We start from the raw sequence: 16,458 nt of genomic DNA, 5'->3' as shown, positions 1-16,458 counted from the left end.
AGTAAAAGGACGAGAAAAGCGTGAGCGTAGAGCAGATGAATTTAACCGGTATTAAAGGTGTAATATTCGATTTAGACGGCACCTTGGTAGAGTCTAGCCTTAACTTCACGCAAATGCGCGCCGACGTAGGCTGCCCACAAAACGAAGATATACTTACCTTTGTAGATGCCCTTAGCTGCGCCGAAGCCCAAGCGAGTGCACACCGAGCTATATTGCAGCACGAACTAGACGATGCGCAAAATGCTAAGTGGTTACCCATTGGCAAAGCCATGGTGGAAAAGGTGCAGGCACACAAGCTCCCCATGGCAATAGCTACCCGCAACTGCCGACAAGCCACCGCAATTAAGGTAGCCAATAACGGCATTCCCATCGATTACGTGCTAACCCGCGAAGATGCCCCAGCCAAGCCCAACCCAACCGCATTACTGATGGTGGCGAACACATGGCAGCTTCAACCGGAAGACTGCCTGTATGTAGGCGACTTTATTTATGACCAGCAAGCCGCCGAGAATGCTGGGATGAAGTGGTTTTTGGTTTAGGTATTAACTATTTACATCCGGTTTCTTTGGCTTGATAGGCCCAATTGGTAATATAACGTAAAAGTCTATTTCCAACGTTGGTGCATTAGTTCCAGCATATACTTTAGTATACTCTGCCTCGGCAAGCTCTTGCATGTTTGTTTTTTGTTCGATATTCATGTCTTTTCCTTTTTGTTTTTTGATTCTCAAGCTCGAATGAGCACACATAAAGTAATAATTAAACAGGGATGCAAGACATGTTTACTGAGACAGTTTGTCCTTATCGACAGAAAATCCATACTTGTGTCCCAATATTTCTTATTTTTTTCTTAGTTATTCCAAAATTGAGCCATGCTATCGGTATTAACTTAGAGGGGAGGACATCATTTGATGGAATTCCATCAGGTGTAATTCGAGACTTAGAGGTTTCAAACAAAGTAGTTTATGTAGCGGCAGAAAACGGGGTGTTTGAAGTTATTGGACACGAGTCTGAGAAATTAGACTTCAACACTTCTAATCACGCCACAGGGGTTATCTCTGATATTCAACTGAATGGAACGGACCTATGGGTTGTTGAATATGGAGTTGGTGTTTTTAAAGTTAATCTAGAAAATAAAAACTCGCAGCAAGTATTTAGTGATCGTGAATGGTCGAGTTCTATTTGGACTATGGCAATGACATCTAGTCATTTATATTTCTCAGTCATTGACGATGTCATTGCAGTAGATAGAACTACAGGGCAATCGACAAGCCTAAATTCCAAATTAGAATCTTTCAAGTTAAACGGCACTTACTCGCTTTTTGCAAACAATCACAATGCGTATGTAGCATCTAATAAGGGCTATCTTTCAATTGAAGGGGCATTAGATAATCTGCAAGAATTTAAATTGAGTAGCAAGCTACCATTACTATCAAATGCAACGTTTATTAAAGTAATTGATGATGAATTATATATCGGCGGTCCACAAGGGGTGTACATATTAGGAAGTAACGAGCGCTTCGTTCCAACCGAGGGAATTAGTGGCACCTACATCCAAGATGTGGTTAAAGGTGAAGATGGGGTGATCTGGGTTTCCGACGGTCGCCTTTTACTGCTAGAAGATGAAAAACTATCGGCTCCCCCTTTCATGAATCCTATATTGACGTCTGAAGCGATAAGGTCAGTAACCAAAATAGCTATAGACCCCTACAATTCCATCCTTATCGCCTCCTCACAATTAGGCTTAGTTTCATTACCTAAAACAAAGCTAGTGACAAACCTAGTGTCATTTAATGGGAGCGTTGTAAGGGAAAACATTCAAAAGACATCAATAAATGAAAACGGAACTATAGTTCGAACTGAAAAAGGTCTCTTTCAGTTAAACGAGAAGAGTGGGGAGTTAGTCAATACTCATTTGGATAAAGACAAGGCAGAGTTTTGTACCTCTTGGCAGGAAAGAACTTTTATACGTCTCAATGAAATAGACCCTTCTGTTCTCTGCAATAGCGAGTTTTCCCATTATATAGAAGCCGGCAAAAATGCCTTTTATTTCTACTTTGATGATGGACTCGATGCCAATTACTACTATATCGCTAACAACACCATACGTGACACAATTAAAGCCCCTAAAAAAGTGGTCTTCAGCTCTTTGTTGAGTGGTGGAGAAATCGTTGCGATTGATGAATTTGATGACGTTCATTTTCAATTGTCCAAATTCAACTGGCGTACTGTTACCTCTAAAGAAGGTGGCTGGTTCGGGCTTCAATGTTTAATAGAGTTCCAAGAAAACTATTTGGTATGTACATCAGGTGCTGGACTAAAAGAAATCAACAAGAAAAATGGAAAAGTTAGCTCTTCCACGATATTGGGCCTAGAGAAACTAAGGTTCATTAGAGGTGCCATGGTTACCGAAGGGAAAAATCTCTGGGTAGCGTCTAACATGGGCCTGTTTGTTAAGCCCAATATAAGCAACTCAGCTTCTAAAGTGGGTATTCGTTATGGACTCTTCGATACAGACTTTGAGTATAAGAGCCTTGAAGCGCTTGGTGAAAAAGTGCTAGTTAAGGGGGATAAATATAGTTACCTGTTGGATGAAGAAAAGTTAATTGAGAGTCTCAATGCAAATTCAATTGGGGAGATGTCTACTATTCTTAGTTATGTTCAATGGGGAGATGGAGAAGGACGACATATCACATATTTTCCTGAGGACTTTGACTTCAAGTTTAAAAGTAGCTTTAAGGAAGTAACATTCAACTTTATCGTCAGTGATTTCTACAATGAAAGCAGCAGTATTGAATTTAAATTAGATGATGACGCTTGGGTTTCTCACAATAAACCTGTAATGAATTTAACATTAAGTGATATGAACGTTGGTGTGCATACTCTTAGAGTCCGTGTTCCAGCAGATAAAAGTACTACAAATGAACTGACAATTAGTTTTGATATAGATCCACCTATTTGGGCTTCTTATATCGGCTTTACTATATATTTATTTATATTGGCTGGGGTTTTGAGTTTGTGGAGAATAGGGGTTTTAGGCAGGCTATATAACAAATTCAAAACTACTAAACTCTACAACCATCTTACCCGCTATGAAATAACCGATGGGCACTCTAAATTTGAAAAGATGCTTCGCAGCAAAGAGCGTTTCATTAACGAAATCACCCACGAACTTCGCACCCCAATTCAGCTCATCAATGGATCGTTAGAAGGCATATCCAAAACAGCTCATGCAGCGAGCAAAGAACTGATATGTGTTCAGGACAATATGAAAAGGGTCGAACAGTTGATTAATCAAATGAGTCAAGATGTCCCTAAAGCCTTGGCGGCAGCCGACTACTACAGATCCTACTCGTCAGATAACATAAAGTTTATCGTCCTATCGCTAGAGCCATTAGCCAAGCAGAAGCGGCAGAATTTAGAGTTACGTATTAAAGGGAAAAAAGAAATTTCGCTCATTAACGACAGCTTAGAGAAAATCCTGGCAAATCTAATTCAAAATGCAATTAAGTTCACACCAGAACTTGGCACAATAAAAGTAGCCGCTATACAAGATAGTAAAGTGCTTAAAGTTATCGTTAGTGATGACGGAGAAGGAATTGATGAGCACTTTCACAAAAAAGTATTCGAGCGATTCACTAAAGGGAGCAGTGAGCATGAAGGTCATGGTGTTGGCTTAGCAATGGTGAAAACCTTAGTTGAACTGAACCAGGGCGACATTGCGTTAGAGAGTCAAAAAGGCATTGGAACTAAAGTTACCGTAACGTTACCCATTGATGACATTGAGTATGTAAATTCGCATGCTGAAAAATTGTCACCCGCAAATGCCAAATCGAACAAGAAATCACTATTAATAGTTGATGACAGCAGAGAGTTCCGCTCTTATCTATTTGATTTGTTTTCTAGCAAATATCGCTGTTTAGTTGCGCGAAATGGTGTGCAGGCGTTAGACGTTATGCAGCATTACCTTGTCGATCTAGTTATCACAGATCAAATGATGCACGAAATGGACGGGCTGAGTTTAATAAGAGAAATTCGCGGTAATGTAAGCTATGCCAGTATTCCCATATTGATGTTAACTGCGGAAACCGGAACTGAATTAGAAAAATCAGCGCTAGAAGAAAAAGTGGACTACTTTTTGGCAAAACCTGCATCAAAAGAGGAAATTACTCTTAGGGTTGAGCATTTATTGTCGGTCAGAGAGGCAAAAGAGCGCGAGGAAGAGGAAAGCGAAGAGCCTGCATTTAAATTTGGATGCTTGAAAATCCCCGAGTTTGATAACGAAAAGGATATGGCGTTCTTTTTGAACTTTATCGCAGTATTGGAAAAGAACTACCACAATGAATCATTCAATAGAGACCAAGCTGCCTCGCAGTTATTGATAAGTCCTAGAAGTTTGAACCGAAGAATGTCAGAGTTGTTTGAATACAACTTCAGCGAGTTTCTTTCACGCTTCAGAATCGAAAAGTCTATTCCGTTACTGTTAGAGGGAAATAGCATTCTAGATACCTGCCTAGACGTTGGCTTCGGCACCGCAGCTTATTTTTCGACGTCCTTTAAAAAGGTTATGAGCTTACCACCCAAAAAGTTTGTGGAGCAATACAATAAAACAGTAGCGTAAAGGTAGTATCTAAAAGAACTAAATATACCTACGTCTCTCCGCCAAAAAGCCAATCAATAGAAATGATGCCACATAGCCTGCTCCTTGGTACTGCCAGGGCAAGTAGGCTAGGGTGTGTTTTAAAAAAGGTGCGCCGTACAAGGTTAGAGCGCCATAGCCAAAGGCACACAGCACTACAAACAAACTAACGCGAATGGTGAAATGGTAAGGTGCCAGTATGCGTTTTACATGGCCGTTAATCAGGTCGCCGTACACCACTAAAATAGTGGCCATAAGCATAATGCTCATTTCGGTGTAATAGGGGCTTAGGGCGCGAGAAAGGGCACTGAAAAGTTCACTCATAAAATTACTACTATTATGACGTTTTTACTGTGTGCCCATTATAACCACGGTAAGGTCAAAAGCGTTAGCTAACGCCTTTATTAAGTGCGCTTACTGCTTTAAAGCCTTGCTCAATAGTGGCAATGCGGTCGGTGGTTTGATCGCGCTCTACAAATTTATGTTCAATACCGGCTAACTTGCCGTGCGCGAATATCTCTTCAAAGTTAATTGTGCCTGTGCCCACATCAGCAAAACTGCCGTCTTCAGCCAAATCTTTTACATGCCAAAGTTTAAAGCGGCCTGGGTACTGCTTAAAGTAATCAACGGGGTTTTTACCTGCTTTTACCGTCCAGTATAAATCCAGTTCCATGGCAACAAGGTCTGGGTCGGTCTGAGTTATAAGCACGTCTAATGGTGTCTTACCGTCGCGCACTTCAAATTCAAAATCGTGGTTGTGGTAGGCAAGAGTAATACCTTCCTTCTTACAGGCTTCACCAATGGTATTTAGCTTATCGGCAAGGGCTTGGTATGGCGCAATGCCCGTACCACGTTGGGCTTCGCTAAGCCAAGGAACTACCAAGTACTTGTGACCAACGGTTTGTGCGTCATCTAAAATTTGTGACAGGTTGGTATCGAACGCGTCTAACTGAATATGAGCCGAAGGCGCAGTAAGGCCATTGTCATCAAGCAGTTGCTTAATTTCCTTTGCGCTGTGGTCAAAGTAGCCTGCAAATTCCATTTCCGAATAACCAACATCAGCGACCAGTTTAAGCGTAGCCGGCACACTTACTTTCATAATATCTCTAAGCGTGTAAAGCTGCAGACCAACAGCACTTTTGTGCATGCCCTTCATCATAGCTCCTTTATCACTACCATGCCCGTGCGCCAAAACAGCAGGAGCGCTCATAGCCGCCAGTAAACCAGATGAATATTTAATGAACTGTCGTCTTGAAACGCCAGAGCCAATATTACTGGCCGCGTCTAAAATTGCTGTCTTACTTAAGTTTGTTTTACTTAAATTCACTGCTTGCTCCTTTTCTGTAGTGGTACATAGGTGATGACGCATCGCTATCATCAATTAACCCAAAGCTTTGCCCGTGCTCTCTCGCACAATAAGTTCAAACGGCATAATAACTTTGGGGGCCTTGCGAATTTTTCCGTTAAGAAGGTCCACCAGTAGCGTAACCGCCGTTCTACCAAATTCTTCTGCAGGTTGGGCAATAGTGGTTAGCGGTGGGTCGACAAATGCTGAAAACGCAATGTCATCGAAACCTGCCACCGATATGTCATTAGGAACATGTAGGTTGGCTTGCTTGAAGGCTTGCATGGCACCAATAGCCGTTTCGTCGTTCTCACAAAATACGGCGGTGGGTCTACTTTCAAGGTGACTAATGGTTTCCCCTGCGTTGTATCCGGCCTGTAATGTAAAATCCCCCGGGAACAACAAGCTCTCATCAAAGGCAATATTGGCTTGCGCTAATGCGTCTTTATATCCAACCAAGCGTTCTTGGGTAAGCGGGCTTGAATTAGGTCCTTTGATCATGGCTATACGGGTATGGCCTAATGAAATTAAGTGCTCGGTCATTGCTTTGGCTGCAGCACGGTTGTCTAACGACACAACAGGATATTGGCCATCGTCAATCACCTCACAGGCATTCACCATGGGAAGTAGGCCATTGTCGTTGATCATCGTGGCATCAAATGGGTTGTGCGCACGTAACTGTATAAGCCCATCAGCCTGAGAAGTACTTACCATCTTGGCGTAATGGCTTTCTATTTCACTATTACCAAGCGTATTGGCAAGTAAAATGGAATAGCCCAGTTCGGCTGCCGCTTCCTGCATACCGCTAATAACACGGGCAAAAAATACGTTTGCTACCGTAGGCACCAGTACCACTAAATTGTGCGTTTTTCCCGAACGAAACTTAACTGCCATTAAGTTAGGTTTATATCCAACTGCCTGAACAGCGGCCATCACCTTATTGCGCGTTTTAGGAGAAACACGCTCAGGTTGTTGCAATGTTCTTGATACGGTAGCGACCGATACGCCGGCACTATCTGCTACATCTCTAATATTTGCCATTTACGTTATTGTTGTTTGTTAATTCACTCGCGCATTGTAAACCTAACCCAGTAGAGGTGTGGTCTATACGATGGTAGCGAATTCAAAATTTACGTGAAATTAATATGTAACCGTTTTCATTTTAAGCAAAAGAATACGCACTTTCATTAAAACGTCAAAGGTTATTTGTAGGATTTATGTAAATTTGAGCTAGTGTTATGTTCAAATTTGGTGCAGGAATAGGCGGTTAAAGGTAGTAAAGCCCCGGTATTACCTCGCCATTTGTAAACTTTAGATTAATAAAATGCTGTTTTTTGTATTGACCATTAAAATGTAACGGGTTACATTTTGTGGCATTAGTAACACCAATAGTGCGTTTGCACACAGAGGAATTTCAATGCAACCAATTCGAATGGGAATGATCGGAGGCGGGGAAGGCGCGTTTATCGGTGCCGTGCATCGTCATGCCGCAGGGTTAGATGGGAACTACCAGTTGGTGTGTGGCGCATTTAGCCGCAACGAAGAAAATAATACGCGTACTGCTTCTGCATTGAACTTATCAACATCGCGTACATACGATAGCTGGCAGTCAATGTTAGAAGAAGAAGCCAAATTACCTGAGCAGCAGCGCATGCAGGTTGTGGTTATCGTAACGCCTAATCATCTTCACGTACCTATTTCACTTGCCGCAATAAAGGCGGGCTTTCATGTCTTCTGTGAAAAACCAGCAGGCGTTAGCTTTGCAGAAGTAAAAGAGCTTCAAGATGTTATTCACGCCAGTGAATCGCTTTACGGCTTGGCTCATACCTACCTTGGTTATCCTATGGTTTGGCAAGCACGTCATCTCGTTGAAAGCGGTAAGCTGGGCAAAATTCGAAAAGTGTATGTTGAGTATCCGCAAGGCTGGTTGTCTGGCGAAGAAGAAACGCACAATAAGCAAGCGCAGTGGCGTACCGATCCAGCAATTTCTGGCGCAACGGGCGCAATGGGCGACATCGGCACTCATGCGTTTGGACTTGTTGAGTTTGTATTAAACGACAGTGTTACCTCGTTATGTGGCGAGTTAAACACCCATGTTGAAGGGCGTCGTTTAGATGACGACGGCGCCGCGCTTATTAAAACTAAGAAGGGTGCGTCGGGCGTGTTGATTGCTTCGCAGGTATGTGCTGGTGAAGAAAACGCGTTGAAGATCCGCGTCTACGGTGACAAGGGCGGTTTAGAGTGGCGTCAAATGGAGCCAAACTCCGTTATCTATCGCCCTGTTGATGCCCCTTATCAAGTGTTTAGAGCCGGCCAAGGTCAAGTTGGGTTATGTGATGCTGCATCTGCACGTTGTCGTGTTCCAGCTGGCCACCCAGAGGGCTACTTAGAAGCAATGGCAAACTTGTATACCGATTTTGCAAAAGCGGTACGCGCGAATCAAAAAGGCAAAGCTGACGGCGTTCCAGGAATAAATTCAGGCATACGCGGAATGGTATTTATAGATGCCATGCTTGCCAGTACTGACAGCGACACTAAATGGGAGTCGGTCAGTCAGGAAGGAACGCAGTAATGCAATTAAAACATACAATGAAAAAGGTGAGCGCTTATGGCTACTAATCAACAACCTATAAAAGGGCCGGCTATCTTCCTTGCTCAGTTCATGGGAAAAGAAGCGCCGTTCGATACGCTCGAAAATATGGCGAAGTGGGCAGCGTCGCTTGGTTACAAGGGAATACAGGTACCTACTGACCCTAGTCTGTTTGATTTAGAAAAAGCAGCCGAGAGCCAAGAGTACTGCGACAACATCGCTAAAATTTGTAAAGACGCAGGCGTAGAAATCACTGAGCTTTCGACGCACTTACAAGGTCAACTAGTGGCGGTTCACCCCGCTTACGACGAGTTATTTGATAACTTTGCGCCGGCACACTTACACGGCAAGCCACAAGAGCGAACCGAATGGGCAGTTAATCAGCTCAAATGTGCGGCTATTGCCAGTAAGCGCTTGGGATTGAAAGCTCACGCTACCTTTTCTGGTGCATTAATGTGGCACTTGGTTTACCCGTGGCCTCAGCGTCCTGCTGGCTTGGTTGAGCAAGGCTTTGCTGAATTAGCCAAGCGTTGGAAACCCATTCTCGATGCATTCGACGATGCGGGTGTTGACGTATGCTACGAAATTCACCCTGGGGAAGACCTGCACGATGGCGCTTCGTTCGAACAGTTTTTAAAAGCTGTAGATAACCACCCACGAGCAAATATTCTTTTCGATCCAAGTCACTTTGTTTTACAGCAGCTTGACTACCTTGACTTTATTGACCGCTACCACAGCCGGATCAAAATGTTTCACGTCAAAGATGCCGAGTTCAATCCGAACGGTAGAAACGGTGTGTACGGCGGCTATCAAGACTGGCAAGACCGCGCGGGACGTTTTCGTTCCCTTGGCGACGGCCAAGTCGACTTCAAAGGTATTTTCAGCAAGCTCACCCAGTATGGCTTCACAGGTTGGGCAGTACTAGAGTGGGAATGCTGCTTAAAAGATAGTGCGCAAGGCGCGGCAGAAGGCGCACCGTTTATCGCTTCACACATTATCGAGCCAAGCAAATATGCGTTTGACGACTTTGCTGGTGGAGACGTTAGCGAAGCGAAGAATAATCGTATTTTAGGCCTTGAGCGCTAAGCGCCATCAATAGGATAACAATAACTATGATAACCCTACGCCTTAGTTTGATGATGTTCCTTCAGTTCTTCATTTGGGGAGGCTGGTTTGTAACATTAGGCACGTATTTATCGAATACCTTGTCTGCCAATGGTGGGCAAATTGGCATGGCCTTCTCAACCCAAAGTTGGGGCGCCATCATTGCCCCCTTTATTGTGGGCCTTATTGCTGACCGGTTCTTTAATGCAGAAAAGATCCTCGGCTTACTACATATTGTCGGCGCCGTGCTTATGTACTGTATGTACCAAGCGAATGATTTTGCCAGCTTTTACCCTTATGTGTTGGCATACATGATTGCATACATGCCTACGCTTGCATTGGTTAACTCAGTGTCATTCGGACAAATGGTCGACCCGTCAAAAGAGTTCGGAAAAGTTCGTGTGTGGGGCACTATCGGCTGGATTGTGGCAGGCCTTATGATTAGCTATGTCTTCTCATGGGATTCTGCACAGTCTATTGCCGATGGTATGCTCAAAAACACGTTCTTATTGTGCAGCGTTGCCTCGCTAATGTTGGGCGTATTCAGTTTTACACTGCCAAACACGCCACCTCAATCTAGCGGTAAAGCGGTAACTATTCGCGACATTCTTGGCTTGGACGCGTTGGCACTGTTAAAAGACAAAAACTTCTTTGTATTCTTTCTTTCATCTGTACTTATTTGTATTCCGCTGGCGTTTTACTATCAGAATGCAAACCCTTTCCTTACTGAAATAGGTGTTGAAAATGCAACGGGCAAAATGACACTAGGTCAAGTTTCCGAAGTGTTGTTCATGTTGGCTCTGCCAGTATTTTTGAACCGTTTCGGTATTAAAGCCACGTTGGTGATAGGTATGGCGGCGTGGGTTGTTCGTTATGCACTGTTCGCATTCGGGAACGCTGACGAAGGCTTGTTCATGCTTATTGTTGGTATTGCACTGCACGGTATTTGTTACGACTTCTTCTTTGTATCAGGGCAAATCTATACCAATGCAAAGGCGGGAGAAAACGTAAAAAGTGCAGCGCAGGGGCTAATTACCTTAGCGACTTATGGGGTAGGTATGCTGGTGGGCTTTGCAGTGGCAGGCGCAATTACCGACACCTACACGATGGAAACCGGTGCGCATAGTTGGCAGCAGGTCTGGTTATTCCCAGCAGGGTTTGCCGCGGTTGTGTTAGTGCTATTCGCCATTCTGTTCAGAAAGGAAAAGGTGAACGCAGATGCATAATATTACCCGCAGAAAATTACTTCAAAGTATGGCTATGACAGGGGCAGGCATTGCCGGAACAGGGTTAGCAGCAGCTGGTTTAGCCACTGCGATGCCTGCTGTAGCGAGTACAAACGGCACGAAAGGTAGCAACACCATGAATACGCCGCTTAAAGGAAATGTAAATCATTCGGTAAGCCGATGGACTTACGGCGATTTAAGCATTGAAGAGTTGTGCCAGACCGTTAAGCAATTAGGATTTGGAGCCATTGACTTGGTAGGCCCTGAAGATTGGCCTGTGCTAAAGCAATACGGCATCGACTCTTCTATGTGTAACGGCGCCGAGATAAGTCTTGAAGACGGCTTCATTCACAGTGAGCTCCACGACGAACTAGAAGCGCGTTATATAAAGCACATCGATTTGGTCGCTGATGCAGGTTATACAAACCTTATCTGCTTTAGCGGCAATGCCCGAGGCATGTCACGAGAAGATGGACTGGAAAATGCGGTTAAAGGGTTAAAACGCATTTTACCTCATGCTGAAAAACGCAACGTAGTGATTTTCATGGAGCTGTTTAACAGCAAAGTCGACCACCCTGATTACATGGCCGACAATTCTGCATGGGCGATAGAACTTTGCAAACGCCTAGGTTCTAAGCACTTCTCACTGCTTTACGATATCTACCACATGCAAATTAATGAGGGAGATATCATCCGAACTATTCGAGATAACTATCAGTACTTTGGCCATTACCATACGGCCGGCGTACCTGGGCGTCACGAAATAGATGCTTCACAAGAACTCAATTACGAAGCAATTGCTAAAGCCATTGTCGAGACCGGATTTAAAGGCTACTTAGCACAAGAGTTTATACCCACACCGAAAACCAAAGCCAACAGAATAGCGTCGCTACAACAAGCGATCCATATCTGTGATGTGTAACGTGCGAACAGGCACAGCGACGAATTAAGTTTTAAGGACGTGTTATGGCGAGTAACGAATATGATGCAATAGTTATTGGATCTGGTATCAGTGGCGGTTGGGCTGCTAAGGAGCTAACTGAGAAGGGCCTAAAAGTGCTCATGTTAGAACGTGGCCAAAATATCGAGCACATTAAAGATTATAAAAATGCGCACAAAGAAGATTGGGATTTTCCTCACCGAGACTTGCCTACTCAAGCAATGAAAGTGGATTATCCCGTGCTTAAGCGCGACTACCCGCTAAATGAAAAAACGTACGGTATGTGGGCAAATGAAAAAGAAAATCCTTATACCGAAGACAAGCGCTTCGACTGGTACAGAGGTTACCACGTAGGTGGACGCTCACTGTTGTGGGGACGCCAAAGCTACCGTTTGAACAAAGAAGATTTCGAAGCCAATGCTAAAGAAGGCATTGCTGTCGACTGGCCTATTCGCTACGACGATTTGGCGCCATGGTATGACTACGTAGAAAAATTCGCGGGTATCAGTGGTAATCGCGATGGCTTAGATGTATTGCCTGATGGTGTATACCAGCCACCAATGCCAATGAATATTGTAGAGGAAAGTGTCGCGGCGCGGGTGAAAAAGGCCTATGAAGGCGCGCGGCACATGGTGCATGGCCGCACTTCAAACATGACACAAAGCAAGCCCGAAGAAGGGCGTGTTCATTGCCAATACCGCAATAAGTGCTGGTTGGGTTGTCCTTTCGGTGGCTATTTCAGTACACAAGCATCTACGCTTCCAGCTGCGGTTAAAACAGGTAACTTAACCCTTCGACCTTTCTCGATAGTAAAAGAGATCTTGTTCGACAAAGACAAGAAGCGCGCGACTGGCGTTGAAATTATCGATGCAGAAACCAACGAGACCTATATATTTAAAAGCAAGATCATCTTTGTAAATGCGTCAGCACTTAACTCGGCGTGGGTACTGATGAACTCTGCCACAGACGTATGGGACGGTGGTTTAGGAAGCAGCAGCGGCGAGTTGGGTCACAACGTTATGGATCACCACTTTAGAGTCGGTGCTTCAGCTGAAGTTGAAGGTTTTGACGACAAATATACCTACGGTCGCAGACCGAGTGGCTTCTATGTGCCAAGGTTTAGAAACTGGGGAAGTGATAAACGAGACTACCTGCGTGGATTTGGTTATCAAGGCGGCGCAAGCCGTTCAGGTTGGCGCAAAGACATAGCTGAGCTTGGTATAGGTGCTGGACTTAAAGATGCGATAACCGAGCCTGGTCCATGGACAATAGGCATGACAGCGTTCGGTGAAATTCTTCCGTATCACGAGAACAAAGTGTACTTGAACAAAAAAGTCACCGACAAATGGGGCTTACCAGTACTCGCAATGGATGTCGAGATTAAAGAAAACGAGCTTAAGATGCGCAAGGACATGCAGCAAGACGCGATTGAGATGTTTGAAGCAGCAGGTCTTAAAAATGTTCAAGGCTGGGATGCTGACTACGCACCTGGCATGGGCATTCATGAAATGGGCACGGCGCGTATGGGAAGAGACCCAAAAAGCTCTGTGCTTAATGCGCATAACCAAGTGTGGGATGCACCGAACGTATTTGTGACCGATGGTGCGGCAATGACATCGGCCAGCTGTGTTAACCCTTCACTGACCTACATGGCATTAACGGCAAGAGCCGCAGACTTTGCCGTAGAAGAGTTAAAGCGAGGAAATCTATAATGGAACGCCGAGAACTACTTAAACTCATCGCTACTGCTACAGGCACAGCATTGTTCGCAGGTAATGTACTTGCCTACACAGATGTGCCCGCTGTACCGCTTAGCGACACATTGTTTAATGAAAAAGATGTGGCCTTGCTGAATGAAATGGGTGAAGTGATCATTCCTCAAACTGACACGCCTGGAGCAAAAGCGGCTAACGTTGGTGCCACAATGGCTGTGCTGGTAACCGATTGCTACACACCTTTGCTTCAGAAGACCTTTCTTGATGGCATTAAGAAAATATCTTCGTTAAGTCAAAGTCGTTTCAACAAACAATTTGTTCAGCTTACCAAGCAAGAACGAGAGGCTTTATTTAACGACCTGGATGTAGAAGCGAAAGCGGCGAACCTTGCTAACGGTGTTTATCAAGGCGTTGAAACAGGAAAGCCAAGTCAGTGGGAGCCAGGTACCGATGAGCCAACCCCTCACTACTTTACGCTATTAAAACAGCTAACACTTTATTGCTTTTTCACGTCTCAAGTTGGCGCGACTAAAGTGCTTCGTTATGTGGCTATTCCTGGACGCTACGACGGTGCATTCCCTTACAAGAAGGGCGACAAAGCGTGGGCCACCTGAGCCTGCGCTATCGAGCTGCCAAACACAACACAGTTATATAACGGATAAAACAAGGTACTGACACTATGAATAAAACATTCGTCGCTTCAACAGTGGCTTTACTCATGCCACTTTGTGCATGTGCTACAGCAGATGCACAAACTGAAAAAAGCGAATCGCGTTTAACCCGCGAACAGCAGGCTGCTAAAACGGAAGTATGGGAGCCTGTTCCTGAAGTGGTTTCTTTTGATAAGGCGGGCGTGCCCTCTGATGCCATTTCTTTAATTGGTGATGACCTGTCTAACTGGACTTCAGTAAAGGAAGGTGAGGCTAAGTGGACGCTAGAAAACGGTGTACTAACTGTGAAGCCGGGAACAGGCGATATCAAAACGAAAGCAGAGTTTTGTGATGTACAGTTGCACGTAGAGTGGAAAGCGCCGCAGCCAGAAGCGGGAATGGAAGGACAGCAGCGCAATAACAGCGGTATCTTCCTGCAGCAGCGATATGAAATTCAAGTCTTGGATTCATATCAGAATAAGACCTATCCCAATGGTCAAGCGGCAAGTGTTTATAAACAAACCATTCCTTTAGTTAACGCTATGAAGGCGCCTGGCGAATGGCAAACTTACGACATCATATATAAAGCACCAACCTTTAACGGTGAAGAACTAGCAACGAAAGGCTATGTTACGGTAATACATAACGGCGTAGTGGTTCAGAACCATACTGAAATTCAAGGTACAACAGAATGGATCGGTGCGCCTAAGTACAAAGCTCACGGATGCGCACCGCTTCAATTACAAGATCACGGCAACTTAGTAAGTTTTAAGAATATGTGGGTAAGACCACTTTAAAAAGCTAGCCGATAGATATCTTCAATCTCTTCAATACTCAATTGCTTGGGATTATTGCGAAGAAGGCGAGTTACTTTACTCGCCTCTTCTGCTAATTCACCTACACAAGAAGGCGGAATATTGAAGTGGGTGAGCGAAGCGGGAATATCTACATCGCGACACAGTTTTTCTATAGCAACTAATAATAGTTTAATTGCTTCCTCTTTTGAGTGGTGGCGCTCACATACCTTTAAAAGCTTAGCCACACAATAAAGTTTGTCTTGGCAGAACGGCGCATTTACTTTCAACACATGAGGTAACATTACCGCGTTACTCATGCCATGTGACAGATGAAACCGTCCCCCCAGTGGATAAGCCAATGCATGTACTGCCCCTACGCCTGCGTTTCCAAACGCAAGACCCGCCATTAAACTGCCGGTGGCCATATCTTCACGTGCAGATAAGTTCTCACCATTGTTATAAGCGTGAAGTAATGAATTGAAGATAAGCTTGAGTGCATTCTCTGCCAGAGCGTCGGTTATCGGACTAGCATTTACACTTATATAAGCTTCAAGCGCGTGAACGAATGCGTCTATACCGCTCGCTGCTGTAATGGACTGGGGGCATGTTTTTGTCATTTCAGGTGCAACGATCGCAACATCGGGTAGCAAGCAGTGGCTAACAATTCCTTTTTTCATCTGTGCTATCGGATCTGACAAGATAGCAATATTGGTAACTTCTGAACCTGTACCGGCAGTAGTGGGGATAACAATAAGAGGCAAACGCCGTTTTGAAAGCGTATTTTCACCGAAGAGTTCACTGAGGGGGCCAGTATGATCGTATGCAGCTGCAAGTACTTTTGCACTATCAATAGCGCTACCTCCACCAAGAGCAATAATTCCGTCTACTTGCTTCTCACGAAGTATCGCTAACTTATCTTCTATGATATTCACTTCAGGCTCTGGTGGAATGTCATCAATAATAAGTAAGGGTGAAGAGGGTAATAGTGTGAGTAGTTGATCAAGAAGACCAGATGAAGAAACGCCTTTGTCAGTAACGATGGCACATTCCTTTATAGATAATCTCGACATTTCATCGGGGAGAGCTTTTATAGCGCCAAGACCCGTTACGAGTTTTCCTGCGGTTTTGAATTCTGAAACCTTCATGCAAACCCCTCAATAATCCACGTACACGTTCAAATATCGTCTTACTAATTTATAGTACACAGCGTGACTTACCAATTAACTAACCTTATAGATCGTGAAAAGCGCGGTGAATTAGTGGTTTTTATGAACGTATTGCACATTGTTTATGCAAACGATCGAAAAATAAGGATTTTTTTAAAATACTTGTTGACGTGAGCGCTCATTTCCCTAAAATGCGCATCCGCTTCGGGGGGAAAGCAAAACAGCAAGCCTCTTGGAGTAAGTCTCTACTACCTTTATAGGCCAGTAAAGACGGGAGTTTAGAAGAAAC

Annotated in this window: 14 protein-coding genes; 9 read left to right on the top strand and 5 right to left on the bottom strand. The window is 44.3% G+C overall.

Annotation, left to right across the window (positions count from 1 at the left end):
• The first annotated feature begins 20 nt into the window (after nucleotides 1-20).
• A complete protein-coding gene (locus AC0J2X_RS12415) occupies nucleotides 21-539 on the top strand; it encodes an HAD family hydrolase (RefSeq protein ID WP_069943595.1) in 519 nt (172 codons plus the stop codon).
• Nucleotides 540-542: 3 nt separating this feature from the next.
• On the opposite strand, the gene AC0J2X_RS12410 is transcribed toward AC0J2X_RS12415, so the two are convergent.
• Nucleotides 543-698 carry a hypothetical protein gene (locus tag AC0J2X_RS12410; protein WP_014947958.1) on the bottom strand — a complete coding sequence of 52 codons (156 nt, stop codon included), beginning with the start codon at nucleotides 696-698 and terminating at the stop codon, nucleotides 543-545.
• Between the two features lie 77 nt (nucleotides 699-775).
• Here AC0J2X_RS12410 and AC0J2X_RS12405 point away from each other — a divergent pair, with 77 nt between their 5' ends.
• Complete coding sequence (locus tag AC0J2X_RS12405; RefSeq protein ID WP_014975432.1) at nucleotides 776-4,618, top strand: hybrid sensor histidine kinase/response regulator transcription factor; 3,843 nt, start codon at nucleotides 776-778, stop codon at nucleotides 4,616-4,618.
• Between the two features lie 18 nt (nucleotides 4,619-4,636).
• On the opposite strand, the gene AC0J2X_RS12400 is transcribed toward AC0J2X_RS12405, so the two are convergent.
• The 3 genes from AC0J2X_RS12400 to AC0J2X_RS12390 all read right to left on the bottom strand — a co-directional run bounded on the left by AC0J2X_RS12400 (nucleotide 4,637) and on the right by AC0J2X_RS12390 (nucleotide 7,022).
• Nucleotides 4,637-4,960: a DUF3392 family protein gene (locus AC0J2X_RS12400; protein ID WP_014947959.1), complete on the bottom strand. Its 324-nt coding sequence runs from the start codon at nucleotides 4,958-4,960 to the stop codon at nucleotides 4,637-4,639.
• Nucleotides 4,961-5,024: 64 nt separating this feature from the next.
• Nucleotides 5,025-5,963 (bottom strand): sugar phosphate isomerase/epimerase family protein, encoded by a 939-nt coding sequence (locus AC0J2X_RS12395; RefSeq protein WP_069943596.1) that lies wholly within the window; start codon nucleotides 5,961-5,963, stop codon nucleotides 5,025-5,027.
• A gap of 54 nt (nucleotides 5,964-6,017) precedes the next feature.
• Complete coding sequence (locus AC0J2X_RS12390) at nucleotides 6,018-7,022, bottom strand: LacI family DNA-binding transcriptional regulator (RefSeq protein ID WP_012516940.1); 1,005 nt, start codon at nucleotides 7,020-7,022, stop codon at nucleotides 6,018-6,020.
• A 376-nt stretch (nucleotides 7,023-7,398) separates the two neighbouring features.
• On the opposite strand from AC0J2X_RS12390, the gene AC0J2X_RS12385 reads away from it, so the two are divergent.
• From AC0J2X_RS12385 to AC0J2X_RS12355, 7 genes are all read left to right on the top strand, one after another.
• The gene (locus tag AC0J2X_RS12385) at nucleotides 7,399-8,553 is read left to right on the top strand and encodes a Gfo/Idh/MocA family protein (RefSeq protein WP_069943597.1); all 1,155 of its coding nucleotides are present in this window, start codon (nucleotides 7,399-7,401) and stop codon (nucleotides 8,551-8,553) included.
• 36 nt (nucleotides 8,554-8,589) lie between these two features.
• Complete coding sequence (locus AC0J2X_RS12380; RefSeq protein ID WP_069943598.1) at nucleotides 8,590-9,657, top strand: sugar phosphate isomerase/epimerase family protein; 1,068 nt, start codon at nucleotides 8,590-8,592, stop codon at nucleotides 9,655-9,657.
• A gap of 26 nt (nucleotides 9,658-9,683) precedes the next feature.
• On the top strand, nucleotides 9,684-10,901 hold the full coding sequence (locus AC0J2X_RS12375) for a nucleoside permease (protein ID WP_020745223.1): 1,218 nt from the start codon (nucleotides 9,684-9,686) through the stop codon (nucleotides 10,899-10,901).
• On the top strand, nucleotides 10,894-11,823 hold the full coding sequence (locus tag AC0J2X_RS12370; RefSeq protein WP_014947964.1) for a hydroxypyruvate isomerase family protein: 930 nt from the start codon (nucleotides 10,894-10,896) through the stop codon (nucleotides 11,821-11,823). Before AC0J2X_RS12375 ends, AC0J2X_RS12370 begins: the two co-directional genes overlap by 8 nt.
• Nucleotides 11,824-11,867: 44 nt before the next feature.
• On the top strand, nucleotides 11,868-13,553 hold the full coding sequence (locus AC0J2X_RS12365) for a GMC oxidoreductase (RefSeq protein ID WP_014975438.1): 1,686 nt from the start codon (nucleotides 11,868-11,870) through the stop codon (nucleotides 13,551-13,553).
• Complete coding sequence (locus AC0J2X_RS12360) at nucleotides 13,553-14,170, top strand: gluconate 2-dehydrogenase subunit 3 family protein (RefSeq protein ID WP_014947966.1); 618 nt, start codon at nucleotides 13,553-13,555, stop codon at nucleotides 14,168-14,170. The genes AC0J2X_RS12365 and AC0J2X_RS12360 overlap by 1 nt, the downstream gene beginning before the upstream one ends.
• 65 nt (nucleotides 14,171-14,235) lie before the next feature.
• Nucleotides 14,236-15,003: a 3-keto-disaccharide hydrolase gene (locus AC0J2X_RS12355; protein WP_014975439.1), complete on the top strand. Its 768-nt coding sequence runs from the start codon at nucleotides 14,236-14,238 to the stop codon at nucleotides 15,001-15,003.
• Here AC0J2X_RS12355 and AC0J2X_RS12350 read toward each other — a convergent pair.
• Nucleotides 15,000-16,148 carry an iron-containing alcohol dehydrogenase gene (locus AC0J2X_RS12350; RefSeq protein WP_014975440.1) on the bottom strand — a complete coding sequence of 383 codons (1,149 nt, stop codon included), beginning with the start codon at nucleotides 16,146-16,148 and terminating at the stop codon, nucleotides 15,000-15,002. The genes AC0J2X_RS12355 and AC0J2X_RS12350 overlap by 4 nt on opposite strands.
• Between the last annotated feature and the right edge of the window lie 310 nt (nucleotides 16,149-16,458).

The organism is Alteromonas sp. R7, assembly GCF_055755235.1.
This window is presented reverse-complemented; position numbering and strand designations above follow the sequence as displayed.

Bases quoted from the DNA above. Each gene is read 5' to 3' on its own strand.
- AC0J2X_RS12365 (WP_014975438.1), top strand. From the start codon at position 11,868: ATGGCGAGTAACGAATATGATGCAATAGTTATTGGATCTGGTATCAGT.
- AC0J2X_RS12400 (WP_014947959.1), bottom strand. From the start codon at position 4,960: ATGAGTGAACTTTTCAGTGCCCTTTCTCGCGCCCTAAGCCCCTATTAC.
- AC0J2X_RS12385 (WP_069943597.1), top strand. From the start codon at position 7,399: ATGCAACCAATTCGAATGGGAATGATCGGAGGCGGGGAAGGCGCGTTT.
- AC0J2X_RS12390 (WP_012516940.1), bottom strand. From the start codon at position 7,022: ATGGCAAATATTAGAGATGTAGCAGATAGTGCCGGCGTATCGGTCGCT.
- AC0J2X_RS12360 (WP_014947966.1), top strand. From the start codon at position 13,553: ATGGAACGCCGAGAACTACTTAAACTCATCGCTACTGCTACAGGCACA.
- AC0J2X_RS12350 (WP_014975440.1), bottom strand. From the start codon at position 16,148: ATGAAGGTTTCAGAATTCAAAACCGCAGGAAAACTCGTAACGGGTCTT.
- AC0J2X_RS12410 (WP_014947958.1), bottom strand. From the start codon at position 698: ATGAATATCGAACAAAAAACAAACATGCAAGAGCTTGCCGAGGCAGAG.
- AC0J2X_RS12405 (WP_014975432.1), top strand. From the start codon at position 776: ATGTTTACTGAGACAGTTTGTCCTTATCGACAGAAAATCCATACTTGT.
- AC0J2X_RS12375 (WP_020745223.1), top strand. From the start codon at position 9,684: ATGATAACCCTACGCCTTAGTTTGATGATGTTCCTTCAGTTCTTCATT.
- AC0J2X_RS12380 (WP_069943598.1), top strand. From the start codon at position 8,590: ATGGCTACTAATCAACAACCTATAAAAGGGCCGGCTATCTTCCTTGCT.
- AC0J2X_RS12355 (WP_014975439.1), top strand. From the start codon at position 14,236: ATGAATAAAACATTCGTCGCTTCAACAGTGGCTTTACTCATGCCACTT.
- AC0J2X_RS12370 (WP_014947964.1), top strand. From the start codon at position 10,894: ATGCATAATATTACCCGCAGAAAATTACTTCAAAGTATGGCTATGACA.